Annotated in this window: 13 protein-coding genes; 7 read left to right on the top strand and 6 right to left on the bottom strand. The window is 62.7% G+C overall.

Translation table 11 applies throughout. The features are described from left to right. Window positions 1–14: 14 nt before the first annotated feature. The 4 genes from PQR27_RS01005 to PQR27_RS00990 are packed head-to-tail and all read left to right on the top strand — an operon-like array spanning window position 15 to window position 2152. On the top strand, window positions 15–536 hold the full coding sequence (locus tag PQR27_RS01005) for a YbaK/EbsC family protein (RefSeq protein ID WP_408521877.1): 522 nt from the start codon (window positions 15–17) through the stop codon (window positions 534–536). 4 nt (window positions 537–540) lie between these two features. Continuing rightward, complete coding sequence (locus PQR27_RS01000; RefSeq protein ID WP_408521876.1) at window positions 541–777, top strand: DUF1289 domain-containing protein; 237 nt, start codon at window positions 541–543, stop codon at window positions 775–777. Next, on the top strand, window positions 774–1235 hold the full coding sequence (locus PQR27_RS00995; protein ID WP_408521875.1) for a MaoC family dehydratase: 462 nt from the start codon (window positions 774–776) through the stop codon (window positions 1233–1235). The genes PQR27_RS01000 and PQR27_RS00995 overlap by 4 nt, the downstream gene beginning before the upstream one ends. Further along, window positions 1232–2152, top strand: a complete 921-nt coding sequence (locus PQR27_RS00990) for an MBL fold metallo-hydrolase (protein ID WP_408521874.1) — start codon at window positions 1232–1234, stop codon at window positions 2150–2152. The genes PQR27_RS00995 and PQR27_RS00990 overlap by 4 nt, the downstream gene beginning before the upstream one ends. 329 nt (window positions 2153–2481) lie before the next feature. On the opposite strand, the gene PQR27_RS00985 is transcribed toward PQR27_RS00990, so the two are convergent. Next, window positions 2482–3381 carry a DMT family transporter gene (locus PQR27_RS00985; protein WP_408521873.1) on the bottom strand — a complete coding sequence of 300 codons (900 nt, stop codon included), beginning with the start codon at window positions 3379–3381 and terminating at the stop codon, window positions 2482–2484. 112 nt (window positions 3382–3493) lie between these two features. Here PQR27_RS00985 and PQR27_RS00980 point away from each other — a divergent pair, with 112 nt between their 5' ends. Continuing rightward, complete coding sequence (locus PQR27_RS00980) at window positions 3494–3964, top strand: Lrp/AsnC family transcriptional regulator (RefSeq protein WP_408521872.1); 471 nt, start codon at window positions 3494–3496, stop codon at window positions 3962–3964. Window positions 3965–3993: 29 nt separating this feature from the next. Here the strand turns inward: PQR27_RS00980 and PQR27_RS00975 are convergent, their stop codons facing one another. Beyond that, window positions 3994–4884, bottom strand: a complete 891-nt coding sequence (locus PQR27_RS00975; protein WP_408521871.1) for an alpha/beta fold hydrolase — start codon at window positions 4882–4884, stop codon at window positions 3994–3996. A gap of 302 nt (window positions 4885–5186) precedes the next feature. Here PQR27_RS00975 and PQR27_RS00970 point away from each other — a divergent pair, with 302 nt between their 5' ends. Beyond that, complete coding sequence (locus PQR27_RS00970) at window positions 5187–6146, top strand: NAD(P)H-dependent flavin oxidoreductase (RefSeq protein ID WP_408521870.1); 960 nt, start codon at window positions 5187–5189, stop codon at window positions 6144–6146. Window positions 6147–6217: 71 nt separating this feature from the next. On the opposite strand, the gene icmF is transcribed toward PQR27_RS00970, so the two are convergent. The 4 genes from icmF to PQR27_RS00950 form a co-directional block, all read right to left on the bottom strand. Continuing rightward, a complete protein-coding gene (icmF, locus tag PQR27_RS00965) occupies window positions 6218–9664 on the bottom strand; it encodes a fused isobutyryl-CoA mutase/GTPase IcmF (RefSeq protein WP_408521869.1) in 3447 nt (1148 codons plus the stop codon). 75 nt (window positions 9665–9739) lie between these two features. After that, entirely contained in the window at window positions 9740–10696 is a 957-nt protein-coding gene (locus PQR27_RS00960; protein WP_408521868.1) for a LysR family transcriptional regulator, read from the bottom strand. A gap of 194 nt (window positions 10697–10890) precedes the next feature. Further along, on the bottom strand, window positions 10891–11976 hold the full coding sequence (locus PQR27_RS00955) for a porin (protein WP_408521867.1): 1086 nt from the start codon (window positions 11974–11976) through the stop codon (window positions 10891–10893). 586 nt (window positions 11977–12562) lie between these two features. Continuing rightward, window positions 12563–13102: a hypothetical protein gene (locus PQR27_RS00950; protein ID WP_408525371.1), complete on the bottom strand. Its 540-nt coding sequence runs from the start codon at window positions 13100–13102 to the stop codon at window positions 12563–12565. Window positions 13103–13663: 561 nt separating this feature from the next. On the opposite strand from PQR27_RS00950, the gene PQR27_RS00945 reads away from it, so the two are divergent. Then, window positions 13664–14689 carry a bile acid:sodium symporter family protein gene (locus tag PQR27_RS00945; protein ID WP_408521866.1) on the top strand — a complete coding sequence of 342 codons (1026 nt, stop codon included), beginning with the start codon at window positions 13664–13666 and terminating at the stop codon, window positions 14687–14689. Window positions 14690–14884 lie beyond the last annotated feature (195 nt).

Genomic DNA, 14884 nt, shown 5'->3' with positions numbered 1-14884 from the left:
AAGGAAATAGAACGATGAGCGAACACGCTTCTCTCGAATCCGACGATCTCGACGCCCTGCCCGAGTCGGCACGCCGCGTCGCGTTATTGCTGCGTGAACGCGGTCACGCGGGCCGCATCGTGATGCTGCCGGAGACCGGCAAGACCTCCGCCGAAGCCGCCGCCGGGCTCGGCTGCTCGGTCGCGCAGATCGCCAAGTCGATCCTGTTTCGCCGCCGTGAAGACGACGCGCCGGTGCTGGTGGTCGCGAGCGGCGCGAATCGCGTCGACGAAAAGAAAGTCGCGGCGCAGGTCGGCGCGATCGGCCGTGCGGACGCGAAGTTCGTCCGCGAGAAAACCGGCTATGCGATCGGCGGCGTCTGCCCGATCGGCCACGCCACGGAGCCGGTCACGCTGATCGACGCCGATCTGCTCGAACTCGACAGCCTGTGGGCCGCCGCCGGCCATCCGCATGCGGTCTTCAATCTCACGGCGCAGGAACTGATTGCGCTGACCGGCGCGCCGGTACTCGACGTGGCGTTGCGCGAAACGGCGTGACGACATGACATCGGGCACCGACAACGAAGATCGCGCAGCCGTGCCGTCGCCGTGCATCAATGTGTGCAGGATGGATGCCTCGACCGGTTGGTGTGAAGGCTGTCTGCGCACGATCGACGAAATCGCCGGCTGGTCGTCATTCACCGACGACGCGAAACGCGCGGTCTGGGATGCGATCGAGGAACGCCATGTGGAGTGCATGGCGCGGCAAGCGCGGATTCAAACGCAGGTACCGCGATGAACGCCGCGCCTCGTATCGTGACGATAGGCGAGACATTCAGTTCGACGTTTGAACTATCAGCCGATTCGGTGAAATCGTTCGCCACGCTCGTCAACGACCTCAACCCGCTGCATCACGACGAAGCTTATGCCGCGCAAAGCCGCTTCGGCGGTCTGATCGCATCCGGCACGCAACCAACCGCGCATTTCATGGCGCTGCTGGCGACGCATTATTCGACCTACTCGCAGCCGCTCGGTCTCGAATTCAATATCAAGCTGAGGAAAGCCGTCCACGCGCACGACACGCTGACGATCACCTGGCGCGTGCGTGACGCGTACTGGAAGCCAAGTCTGAACGGCGATCTGACGCATCTCGAGGGCACAGTCGTGAATCAGCGCGAAGAGACCATGTTGACCGGCACATCGACGATTCTCGTGATGCCGAAGCCCGAAGTATCTGCACTACCGGCCACGTCATGACGACGCTACCGGAATCGATTCGCGTGTTCGAACGCGGCTGGCTTTCATCGAACAACGTGCTGCTCACCGACGATCAATGCGCCGCGCTGGTCGATACCGGCTACGCAACCCACGCGCCGCAAACGCTCGCGCTGGTGCAGCAGGCGCTCGGCGCGCGGCCGCTGGATCTGATCGTCAACACGCACCTGCATTCTGATCACTGCGGCGGTAACGCGCTATTGCAATCGACATGGCCGTGCCGCACGATTATCCCCGCTTCCGAGGCCGATGCGGTGCGCGACTGGGACGAAACGCACCTGACGTTTCGCGCGACCGGCCAGACCTGCGAGCGCTTCAGCTTCACCGGGACGACTACGCCCGGTGCGCATCTGCGGCTCGGCGCGCTCGACTGGCAAGTGCTCGGCGCGCCCGGCCACGATCCGCATTCGCTGATCCTGTACTGCGCGGACGAGCGCAGCCTGATCAGCGCGGACGCGCTGTGGGAAAACGGTTTCGGTGTGATCTTTCCCGAACTGGAAGGTGAAAGCGGTTTCGCTGAAGAACAGGCGGTACTCGAAGCCATTGCGCAACTCGACGTGCGCCTCGTGATCCCCGGCCATGGTTCACCCTTCACGAATGTCGAACAGGCGCTTGAACGGGCGTTTTCGCGCGTGGCGTGGCTGCGGGCCGATCCGGCGCGCAATGCAAAGAATGCGTTAAAGGTCCTGATCGTGTTCAAGCTGCTCGAAGTCCGCGCAATGCGCTTCGATACGCTATTGCAGATGCTCGACGACGCCGCCGTGATGCGCGCCGCCGCGTCCATGCTCAAGCCGCGCGGCGAATGGCCCAGATTGGTGCACACAATCGTCGAGGAACTGGCCGGCAACAACGGGCCGCTGCGGATCGACGGCGAGCGTATCGTTGCGCGTCAGGGCTGACGCGCTTGCGGCACAGGGCGCGGAGCGCGCCAATGACTGAAACCGTCGCCACAAAAAGAAAGCCGCTCGACCATCAAGGCGAGCGGCGGAAATTCTGTCGGACGTGATCAGCGTCACTGCGAATGATACGCGTGCCTGTTTTTTGATCGCATCGGTGATTTCCCTACAGAAGCATGACGGGCCCTTTTAAAGCCGCATACATGCGGCGTTACCAAGCCACGTAGTGCTGGGCGTTCGGCTCCATTAGTCCGTCGATGTGAACAATGCGGCGGCCAATTTGCTCCGGAATCCGTATCATTCGCGCCGCCGCCCAATCTGGATGTCCACTATCAGGTCGAAGACAGGCGCTTCTGCGGCACGATTCGCCAACCGAGATTGACGCCCGCTGCCGCGAGCAGAATCAGCACCGCGCCGAGCACCTGAATCCACGCTAGCGTCTGCCCGAACGCAACCCGATCCACGATGATTGCAACCACCGGATAGATGAACGACAGCGCGCCGGTCATCGAGGTTGGCAGCTTCTGGATACCGCCGTAGAGCAGCACATACATGAGCCCCGTGTTGACGACGCCGAGCACGATCAATTCGAGCCATTGCACTCCGGTGGTGGGCAACGCGTCGAAGCGCACGAACGGCGCGAGCATCAGCACTCCGAGCGATACCTGGATCAGCGCGATCAGATGCGGAGGCGTGCCCTTCAGCCGCTTCGTGATGATCGACGACACGGCGTACATGGCCGCCGCGCCCACCGCAAGGGCGACGCCTGTGAGGTATTGCCCCGGCATCGCCAGCACGGCCGGCTCGACCTTCACGACAAACACGAGGCCGATGAACGCGACCGCCAGCCAGGCCACCGTCGACGCGCTCACGCGTTCGCGGAACACCAGCGCGCCGAGCGCGACCAGCATGAAAGGCTGTGTGTTGTAGACGGCGGTCGCCATCGAGATCGACGCACGCGAATACGCGGCGAACAGCAATACCCAGTTGATGACGATCGCCGCGCCACCGAGCAGGGCGAGACCAAACATCTTCCACGAAAAGAGCTTGCGCCTGAACAGTCCGAGCAGGGCGCAGACCAGCGCCAAAGTTGCGCCGCCAAATACGCAGCGGAAGAACACCACGTTGAAAGCGCTCTGCTGCGACGACACGACCAGCCAGCCGATCGTGCCGGACATCAGCATCGCCGTGCTCATTTCAGCCGCGCCGCGGCGAATTTCGTTTGACGCCATGTTTCGATCCTCGAATTGATTCCTGCATGAAGCAGTGTAATTAATTCGAACGCACGAATACATGGCTAAACTTAAGCATTCCAGCACTCGCCCCTAAGAATCGAAGGCCATCATGTCCAAACGCCTTGTTCCTGCCGCCCTCGCGCCGCTCGACGACACCGATCGCGCATTGCTCGCCGCGCTGGCCGAAGATGCGCGCCAACCGGTGAGTGAACTGGCGCGACGGGTGGGTTTATCCGCGCCGAGCACGGCCGAGCGAGTGCGCCGGCTCGAAGCACAAGGCGTAATCGAGCGCTTTACCGTGCAGATCGACCCGCGCGCGCTCGGCTTTACGCTGCAGGCCATCGTGCGCGTCAAGCCGCTACCCGGGCAGTTGCATCTGGTGGAAGACGTGATCCGGCGGATTCCGGAGTTTGTCGAATGCGACAAGGTAACGGGCGACGATTGCTTCATCTGTCGCCTATACCTGCATTCGATCGAGCAGCTCGATGAAATTCTCTCTAAGGTCACCGAGCGCGCGGAGACCAGCACCGCGATCGTCAAGTCGACGCCGGTCGCCCGCAGACTGCCGCCGCTCGGCTGAACGCGGCGGCGTCGTCGCCGATCAGCGGCTTACTGTTCCACCGCTTCGAAAAACGACAGCATTTCGGCGACCAGTTCCTGCGACGCCTCTTCCGGGATGTAATGCCCGCACGACAGCGCCCGCCCGCTAACATCGCGCGCCACATGACGCCATTCCGCGAGCGCGTCGAAACACTTCTCGATCACGCCCTTGTCGCCCCAGAGCACCCGCAAAGGGCAGCCGATCTTGTGCCCACGTTCGATGTCGGCGCGATCGTGTTCGAGATCGATGCTCGCCGACGCCCGGTAGTCCTCGCACATCGCATGCACGGCGCCGGGTTGTGACAACGCCGCACGATAGGCGTCGAGCGCTTCGGGCGTGAACGGCGTGAGGCCTGCGTGGCGGCTGCCCATGACCGCATCCACGTAAGCGGACGGATTGGCGCCAATCAGCGTTTCGGGCAGCGGCTCCGGCTGGATCAGGAAAAACCAGTGGAAGTAATGCGTCGCGAAGGCGCGGTTGGTGGCTTCGTACATCGCGAGCGTCGGTGCGATATCGAGCAGCATCAGGCGCTCCACCGCGTCGGCGTGATCGAGCGCCATCCGGTGCGCGACACGCGCGCCGCGGTCGTGCGCGCAAACCAGAAATCGTTCGAAACCGAAGTGGCGCATCACGGCGACCTGATCGGCGGCCATCGTGCGTTTGGAATACGGCGTGTGGTCAGCATCGCTCGGCGGCTTGCCGGAAGCGCCGTAGCCGCGTAGATCGGTGGCGATCACGGTGAAATGCTCTGCGAGTTGCGCCGCACAGCGATGCCAGATCAGATGGGTCTGCGGATGCCCGTGCAGCAACAGAAGCGGCGGCCCTGCTCCGCCCTTCACTCCGAAAATATCGGCATCGCCCGCGGCGACGCGAAAGGGCGTGAAATCCTCGAAGGCCATGGCGGGTCTCTTGTCGTTTACGTGTGAAAGCATTGTAGAAGCGCAAAGTGCCGATGCGGGGTGGGATACCCCACGCAGACATAGAACCTGAACACTCCTTCCAACTGTTCAAAACGCACACGCCGGACGCAATTCGCGCGACTGGCATATAATCGAACGATCGTTCTTAAATTTCGGGCGGCATGGTGACCGTACGACCGCGCTGAGCCTCTTCAGCACCGCGCGTGCCATGTGCCGCTAAACTCATCAGTCGCCGGGCGACGAAACGCCCTGCCGACCTGCTCAATCAGGAGACTCGCACCATGGCATTGCCCGCCGTCCTGCAAAAACTCGCGCTGCCCGTCGTCGCCTCGCCGATGTTCATCGTCAGCTATCCCGAACTCGTGTTAGCTCAATGTAAGGCTGGTATCGTCGGCTCGTTTCCGGCGCTGAATGCCCGCCCGGCTGAATTGCTCGACGAATGGCTGACGCAGATTCAGGCGCAACTCGCCGAGCACAAGGCGGCCAATCCCGATGCAGTCATCGGGCCGATCGCCGTCAACCAGATCGTCCACCAGTCGAATTCGCGGCTCGAGCACGACGTGCGCGTGTGCGTCGAACACAAGGTGCCCGTCTTCATCACGAGCCTGCGCGCACCGGCGCGTGAGATCGTCGACGCGGTGCACAGCTACGGCGGCATCGTGCTGCACGACGTGATTAACCTGCGCCACGCGCAGAAAGCGCTTGAAGCGGGCGTCGACGGTTTGATCCTGGTGGCCTCGGGTGCCGGCGGGCATGCCGGCACCACCTCGCCGTTCGCGCTGGTCGGCGAAGTGCGGCGTATGTTCGACGGCCCGCTCGTGCTGTCGGGTTCGATCGCCAATGGCGGTTCGATTCTCGCGGCGCAAGCCATGGGCGCGGATCTCGCGTACATGGGCACGCGCTTTATCGCGACCAGGGAGGCGCACGCGGTCGAGAGCTACAAGCAGGCGATCGTCAATTCCACGGCGTCGGACATCATCTACACGAACCTGTTCACCGGCGTGCACGGCAACTACATCCGCGAAAGTATCGTGAATGCGGGGCTGGATCCGGACGCCCTGCCGGAATCCGACAAGACCGCGATGAATTTCGGCAACGACAAGGCGAAGGCGTGGAAAGACATCTGGGGCGCAGGCCAGGGCGTCGGCCTGATGGACGACGTGCCGAGCGTAGGCGAACTGGTCCGGCGTTTGTCGCAGGAATATAACGACGCGAAGGCACGGCTGGGAATCGCACGCTAAGCACGCTAAGGTGCGCACTCAAGGTGCTTTGCTGCGGTCCGCTCCCTGGTGGGCCGCAGCATCGATCGGCCTTACATATTGCGGCGGTACTGACCGCCCACTTCAAACAACGCGTGCGTGATTTGCCCGAGCGAGCAGACCCGCACGACGTCCATCAGCACCGCAAACACGTTTTCGTCGTCGATCACCGCGCGCTTCAGGCGTTCAAGCGCGGCCGGTCCATCGTCGCGATGCTGCGTCTGAAAGTCGCGCAGACGTTTCAACTGGCTCTGCTTTTCTTCATCGGTGGAGCGGGCCAGCGCAATCGGCTGCGGCGCTTCGTGCGGATGCGCGCTCAAGAACGTGTTCACGCCGACAATCGGATACGAGCCGTCATGCTTGCGATGCTCGTATAGCATCGACTCGTCCTGGATGCGCCCACGCTGGTAGCCGGTTTCCATCGCGCCCAGCACGCCGCCGCGCTCGGTGAGACGGTCGAACTCCGCCAGCACGGCTTCTTCCACCAGATCGGTCAGCTCCTCGATCACATAGCTGCCCTGATTTGGGTTCTGATTCTTCGCGAGCCCCCATTCACGGTTGATGATCAACTGGATCGCCACCGCGCGACGCACCGAATCCTCGGTGGGCGTGGTGATCGCTTCGTCGAACGCGTTGGTGTGCAGCGAATTGCAGTTGTCGTAGATGGCGATCAGCGCTTGCAGCGTGGTGCGGATATCGTTGAAGTCGATCTCTTGCGCATGCAGGCTGCGGCCTGAAGTCTGCACGTGATACTTGAGCTTCTGGCTGCGCTCGTTTGCACCGTAACGTTCGCGCATGGCGATGGCCCAGATGCGTCGCGCGACACGACCCAGCACCGTGTATTCCGGGTCCATGCCATTCGAAAAGAAGAACGACAGGTTCGGCGCGAAATCGTCGATCGACATGCCACGCGCCAGATACGCCTCCACATACGTGAAGCCGTTTGCGAGCGTGTAGGCCAGTTGCGAGATCGGATTCGCGCCAGCCTCGGCGATGTGATAGCCGGAGATCGACACCGAGTAAAAATTGCGCACGCCGTGATCGACAAAGTACGCCTGAATATCGCCCATGACTTTCAGGCTGAACTCGGTCGAGAAGATGCAGGTGTTCTGGCCCTGGTCTTCCTTAAGGATGTCCGCCTGCACGGTGCCGCGCACGTTTTCCAGCGCAGTGCGGCGCGCGGCGCCGAGCTGTTGTTCGGTGAGCGCGTGGGTTTGCTCCTGTTGCATCCGCGCGATCTGCTGGTCGATGGCCACGTTGAAGAACATCGCGAGGATGGTCGGCGCGGGGCCGTTGATCGTCATCGATACCGAGGTTTCCGGCGCGCACAGATCGAAACCGTCGTAGAGCGCCTTCATGTCGTCGAGCGTCGCCACCGAAACGCCCGAATTGCCGACCTTGCCGTAAATGTCGGGCCGCTCGTGCGGCTCCTCGCCGTAGAGCGTGACCGAATCGAACGCCGTCGAAAGACGTTTGGCGGGCATTCCTTCGGAAAGTAATTTGAACCGGCGGTTGGTGCGGAACGGATCGCCCTCGCCGGCGAACATGCGCGTCGGATCCTCGTTTTCGCGGCGAAACGGGAACACGCCCGCGGTGAACGGAAAATAGCCTGGCAGGTTGTCCAGCATCAGCCAGCGCAGGATTTCGCCATGGTCGACGAATTTGGGCAGCGCGACTTTGCGGACCTGCGAACCGGACAGCGTGGTGACAGTGAGCGCGGTGTGAATGTCGCGGTCGCGAATGCGGACAACGTGTTCGTCGCCGGAATAGGCGGCGACGGTGTGCGGCCATGCGTCGAGCAGCTTCCGTTCGCGCTCGCCGAGGCTGGCGGTGTGCTGGTCGATCAGGGTGTCGAGTTGGGTAGGGTCGGTTTTGTCCGCAGCGGCCGCGGCCGGTTCCGCTTCTGCCAACATGCGGCGTGTCTCGGCGAGTTGCCAGCGTTCGCGCGCCAGTTGTGCCTGAGCGTCGGCCCGGTCGCGATACGCGTGGACGGTCTGCGCGACATCCGCCAGATAGCGCACGCGCGCCGGCGGCACGATGGCGTTGCGCCCGCTCGAATAGCGCACGCTGTCGAGCCGTGGCAACTGGCCGCCGCCGGCACGCAAACCATGCCCACGTAATGCCTCGGCAACATGCTGGTAAAGCGCGGTCACGCCGTCGTCGTTGAAACGCGAGGCAATCGTGCCGAACACGGGCATCGCCTCCGGCGCCTTCGCGAAGTCGCCGCGATTGCGCTGCACCTGCTTGGCGACATCGCGCAACGCATCCGGCGCGCCCTTGCGGTCGAACTTGTTGATCGCGACGAAGCTGGCGAAGTCGAGCATGTCGATCTTCTCCAGCTGGCTCGCCGCGCCGAACTCGGGCGTCATGACATACAACGACTGGTCTACAAACGGCACGATCGCCGCATTGCCCTGCCCGATGCCGGAGGTTTCGACAATGATCAGATCGAAGCCTGCCGCTTTACACAGCGTCAGGACGTTGTCGAGCGAATCGGTGACTTCGCTCGCTGCATCGCGTGTCGCCATCGAGCGCATATACACGCGCGCGCCGCCGCCCCAGTCGCCGATGGCGTTCATGCGGATGCGGTCGCCAAGCAACGCGCCGCCGGATTTGCGGCGCGACGGGTCGATCGCGAGCACGGCAATGGTGAGGGCGTCGCCGTAGTCGAGGCGAAAGCGCCGGATCAGTTCGTCCGTGAGCGAGGATTTGCCAGCGCCGCCGGTGCCGGTAATGCCGAGCACGGGGACTTCGATCGCCTCCGCGAGAAACGTGAGCGATTCCTGCTCGACGGCGTTGATGCGCCCCGCTTCGAATGCGCTGATCAGTTGCGCGAGCCGGCGGAAAGTGAGCGATGCGGGGTCCTGCGCTTCGACGGTCTGGCAGACGCCGTCCGGCCGATGCGCTTCGGCAGTAGCGGGCTGACTGTCGCTCGCCTGATTGCCGGCGCGCGGCTCGAAGCGCGGCAAGCCATTCGCTGAGAGATCGGCCACCCATTCGCTAATCGGACTGTGCCGCGTGGCGGCAGCACGGCGCGCGGCTTCCGCACAGCGCCCGATCATGTCGTCGATCATGCCTTGCAGACCGAGCCGCTGGCCGTCGTGTGGCGAATAGATCTTTTCGACGCCGTAGCGTTCGAGTTCGGCAATTTCTTCGGGGACGATCACGCCGCCACCGCCGCCAAACACCTTGATGCGCTCGCCGCCGCGTGCGCGCAGCAGGTCGACGAGATAGCGGAAGTATTCGTTATGCCCGCCCTGGTAGCTCGACACGGCAACGCCGTCGGCGTCTTCGTGCAATGCGGCGGTGGCGACTTCGTCGACCGAGCGGTTATGGCCGAGGTGGATCACCTCGACACCGCTCGCCTGCAGGATGCGCCGCATGATATTGATCGACGCATCGTGGCCATCGAACAACGCAGCGGCAGTGACGAAGCGCAGGCGCCGGCCCGCCGGCAACTGGTGGCTGCCGGTGCGCTGCGGCGCGGACAGATCGGTCATGTTTCCCCCGGATCGATATGCGTATAAGTGCTGCCAATCAAGTATAGCGAAACGGCCTCCGGCGCCGCGCCGGGCTTAACCCGCCCGCTTCTGAGCTGGCTGCCGCACTGCCAGTGCCTTGATCTGTTCGAGCGACGGCCACAGCGACTCGTTCGCGAAGCGCTCGGCGAGAAAATCGACAAACGAACGCACCTTGGCCGACAAATGCCGGCGGCTCGCGTAGACCACATGGATCGGCAACTCGCGCGGCGGCACCTCGTCGACCAGCAACGGCACCAGGCGCCCCGCGGCCAGATCCTCGCCGATCACCTCGGTGCCGAGCATCGCGATACCCGCGCCTTGCAGCACGATCACGCGCTGCGCTTCCAGATGATTGACGATCAGATTGCCGGACAGGCGCACGCGCGGCGTGGCGTCGCCGGCCGCAAGCTCGAGCGCGGACACGCCCGCATACTGCAGATAATTGTGGCGCGCCAGTTCGGCGACGCTCTTCGGTGTGCCATGCCGGCGCAGGTACTCAGGCGATGCGCACAGCACCAGATGGGCGGTAGCGATCTGCCGCGCAATCAGCGAGGACGATTTCAGTCCGCTCGGCGAGGCGCGGATCGCGACGTCGAAACCTTCGTCGATCAGTTCGACGACGCGGTCGGACAGCGTCATGTCGACGATGACCTGCGGATACTGCGCGGCATAGTCAGCCACCGCGGCCATCACGTGGCTCAGGCCGAACGCCGAGAGCGACGACACCCGCAAGCGGCCCTGCGGCACGACGCTCGCCGCGCCGACCGCCTGCTCGGCTTCTTCCAGCTCGGTCAGCACCTGCGAGAGGCGCTCGTAGTATTCGCGCCCCGCCTCGGTCGGTGCAACGCGCCGCGTGGTGCGGTTCAGCAGACGCGCGCCGAGTTGCTGTTCGAGATGCATCACATGCTTGCTCGCCATTGCCGCCGACATCTCCATGCGCTCGGCCGCGCCGACAAAGCTCCCGACTTCGACCACATGCCGGAACACTTTCATGCTGACGAGGGTATCCATCTCAATCGCTCGCTTCAGGAATCAATCGACGTCATTTTGCCGGGTTTATCAAAGGCTGGTCAGCAAAATCGGTTGGATGGCGCCGTTAGAAGCGACAAAGCCCGCCTTCTTTCGGAGAAGGCGGGCTTTGCGGGTGGTGCTCGTTCCAGAGCCGCGCGCCGCCTGCAGGCAGGCGGTGGCGGGAGTCTCGGCGCCTAGAACTTCGCGCGCAGGCCGACGCCGTACGTGTTGCCGCTCGACTGATTGGTGATGTGGTCGTACATATACGCCGCGTAGATGTCGGTGCGCTTGGACAACGGATAGTCGTAGCCGACAGCAGCCGTCTGACGGGTCTGGTCGAAGCCGCCGCCGTCACGTGAGTAGGCGTACGACGCCATGACTGTGCCCGGGCCGGCCGGCACCGACACGCCGCCCTGCGCCGTATTGACGTGCCAGCTGGTGATTTGCTGGTCGTTGTACGTGTACATGTACTGGCCGAAGAACTTCACATACTTCAGGTCGTACGAAACGCCGGCCTGCGCCACGCTCTGGCTTTTCAGACCCGGCACACCCGACGTGCTGAAGCTGCCCAGATCGCCGGGCGTGTTGTTGAAGTTCACGTACTGGTACACAGCGGTCGCTGCGAACGGGCCGTTGAAGTACAGCACCTGGCCGCTCCACTTCTTCGCGCCGTTTTCCGTCGTGTTGCCGAGCGCGTACATCGCCGTCGCGGACAGGCCGTTGAAGTTCGGCGAAGAATACGACACCGCGTTGTTCCAGCCCGAATCGCCTGTCACGCCCTGATCCGTCGAGTACGTCGGGAACGTGCCGAGCCCGAGGTACACGTGAGTCACCATCGGCGAGAACACGTACGAGTCGATGAACGGGTTGAACAGGATCGTCGACACGAACAGCGGCGTCGTCAGACGGCCTGCCGTGACCGTGCCGTACGGTGATTCGATACCGACGTACGCGTTACGCGAGAACATCGTGTCGCCCTGGAAGCGGCCAAACTGACCGTTCTGCGCACGGAAGAAGCCTTCCAACGTGAAGATCGCCTTGTAGCCGTTGCCCAGATCCTCAGCCCCCTTCATACCCCAGTACGACGTCGACATGCCGCCGCCGGACACCTGCACCGAGGTCTTGCCGTCCGGAAATTTCTGCGCGCCGACCCATTCGTCGACCTGACCGTAGAGCTGCACGCTCGATTGCGCAAAAGCCGACGATGCGCTGGCCAGCACAGCGGCGCACGCAGTGGCCTTAAGGGAGGTCTTCAGCGCACGGCTGATGCTTGTTTTCATGGGTTCTCCTGTCTTTGTCAAAAGGGGTGTGGCTGTGCGAAAGGGGGAGCTCGCGCTAAACATTGTTGTTGTCCGTTCGATCATCGAGCCAATCTGGGCGGGACCATCTTTGCGGACCATTTTTATGGACAAAAATATCGTTGGTTATTGCCGGTATATCGGTCTGGTTAGTTTTGTCGCTTAACGGCCTGATAAAGCCACGATGCGACACCTCGACATCGCATCGCCGCAGAATGCGCGACGCGCCGCAAAGCGTTACTGAGATTGCGTCCGACTGGGTGATGACGGTTGAAATGACATGCGGATGACGCGCCGCCGCGGAAACGACCAAATTTGACGACGAGACGTGGCTGGCTGCCGAGTGTTTTCAAAAAAGTGTGGCGTCGAAACGTCACATTGACAGAGGCTTTTTGGAGCGCGCAGATGGGAAAAGCCGCAGCTAACCAGTTTGAAAGCTGGAATATCCGAGCTGGCGGAATGTGGAAGCGGATTGGAGCGGGCAAAGTGCGAGGTTTGGCTCGCGATTTATCCGCATCAGGTTAATGCGGAATGAATTGGCCAATGACAGGGCCAGGCGAGGCTTCGCCTAATTGCGGTAGGGCGAACCTTCGGGTTGACGCGGATCGTCGCCTTGGCGCTGCATGGCGCGGGTTGAACCGCGCTCTTCGTTGTACCGGGCGACATCCGCGCGAATCGAGCCTGAGCGAACTGGTGCGTTGGCCGGTGGACGCGGCACCGCGCGTGACTCGGCGCTCACTGGCGTGATCGCACCGGCATACTGCATGCCGCCACGGCCGTCGCCCGGATATCCGGCCGGCCCGGCGACGCGCCGCACACCTGCGTTGTACCTGCCGAAGCCGTTGACGTAATCACCGGCGGCGAAGTTCGCCCCGCCGCGCCGCGCGCCTGAATTGCCGTTGGTTGTGTTGTTGCGCGGCACGCCAACGTCGGCGACGCTGTAATAACGGGGGCCGCTGTGGGGATCGCCGCGCATGGCATGGTCGCCGGCAGCGTGCGCGTACGCACCGCCGTGCGACACGCCCGGCACTTTTGCATAGACGAACGAGCACAGCGCAGCGATGATCGCGCCCAAAACCAAGTGCTTCGTTTTCGACAACCCGTCCACCCGTTGACTCACATGCCCGAAGACCTGCCTGAAGCCCACCGTTCGAGCCGCGATGGACTTGTTCTGGGACCGGCGCGAGCGCTGCGAATGGATCGCGGCGCGGAGCATCCCGATGGCCTTTGTGCAGTAATTTATGGGCGCGCGCAGAGGGTGTCGAGCCAAAAAGTGTTAGGCCACCACGGCTGTTGTAACACCTTGTTACTGCGACGTTTTTCCGCGACAGAGCGCTTGCGCGAAAGCCTTGAAACAGCTTGTTGAAGCGGCATTTTGACCGCCCTGGAGGCGCTCTGAAGTATGAAGAATCGCAGCCGGTTTTTTGCCTCGATTGTCAAATCGGCAGTGGACCATTCAGGGGTCCTCGCCAATACTGGAATTGACGACGCTTTGCGCTGTTCAATGGCGCCGGGCCGCGAGTTGATGCAGGACGCTCATTAATCGATTCGGTAAATGAATTTGCATTTTCAATCGCTTTTCACCAACAATAGGCGTTTCCCATAGGCTGCGGTATGCGCCCTTACGCGCGCCCTGGTTCTTCCCGCACCACCGAATCGAGATTCCGATATGGCTCGCCCGAAACTGCTTCCCGACAACTTCACCTTGTGCCTCGTCGGCACCGTGATTCTCGCCAGCTTTCTGCCGGTGCACGGGCCGGCCGCAGTCGGGTTCAACTGGGTGACGAACATTGCGGTCGGCCTGCTGTTTTTCCTGCACGGCGCGAAACTGTCACGCGAAGCGATTATTGCGGGCGCGACGCACTGGCGCCTGCATCTGGTAGTGCTGCTCAGCACGTTTGCGCTCTTTCCGCTGCTCGGCCTCGCGCTTAAACCGCTCCTTTCGCCACTTGTCACGCCGGCGCTCTATGCGGGGATCCTCTTCCTCTGCACGTTGCCATCCACGGTTCAGTCGTCGATTGCGTTCACGTCCATTGCTAAAGGCAATGTGCCGGCCGCGGTCTGCAGTGCGTCGGCCTCGAGCCTGCTCGGTATCTTCATCACCCCCGCTCTCGTCAGCCTCGTCGTCACCAATCAGGCAGCGGGCGGCAGTTCGCCGTGGCATACGGTGGGCAACATCGTGCTGCAACTGCTGGTGCCGTTCGTGGCCGGCCAGTTGTTGCGTCCGCTGATCGGCAAGTGGATCGAGCGCAATCGCGGCGTGTTGAAGTTCGTCGACCAGGGTTCGATCCTGCTGGTGGTGTACGGCGCGTTCAGCGAGGCCGTGAACGAAGGCCTGTGGCATCAGATTCCGTTGTCCGCCCTCGGTGGCCTGCTGCTGATCAATGTGGTGCTGCTCGCGCTCGCGCTGGCCGTGACGATTTTCGCCAGCAAGCGGCTCGGCTTTAATCGCGCCGACCAGATCACGATCATTTTCTGCGGCTCGAAGAAGAGCCTGGCCGCCGGCGTGCCGATGGCCAAGGTCATTTTCGCCTCGCATGCGGTGGGCGCCGTGGTGTTGCCGCTGATGCTGTTCCACCAGATCCAGCTGATGGTGTGCGCCGCGCTCGCGCAGCGCTGGGGTGCGCGCGACATGAGCGGCGAAACCCGGGCTGCCTCTCGCGAGCAGGCCGCCGCCGCTGTCGCGCGCCATTGAATACGCACGTAATGCAAACAGGACATTCATAAGCGCCCTCCCTGAGCGTCATGTGAAGAAAGCCGCCTCGTGCGGCTTTTTTGTTATTTCACGCGGAAAAGCCGCTGCTGTCGCCTCGGCCGGATGGCATAGGAGGATTCCTGGACGCGCTGACTAGCACCAACCCGGTGCAACGATTCACTAAAAGTTCACTTA

Source organism: Paraburkholderia fungorum (assembly GCF_046027215.1).
Lineage (GTDB): Bacteria > Pseudomonadota > Gammaproteobacteria > Burkholderiales > Burkholderiaceae > Paraburkholderia > Paraburkholderia fungorum_D.
The sequence above is the reverse complement of the archived record's forward strand: the minus strand, read 5'-3'. Positions and strand labels throughout refer to the sequence as shown.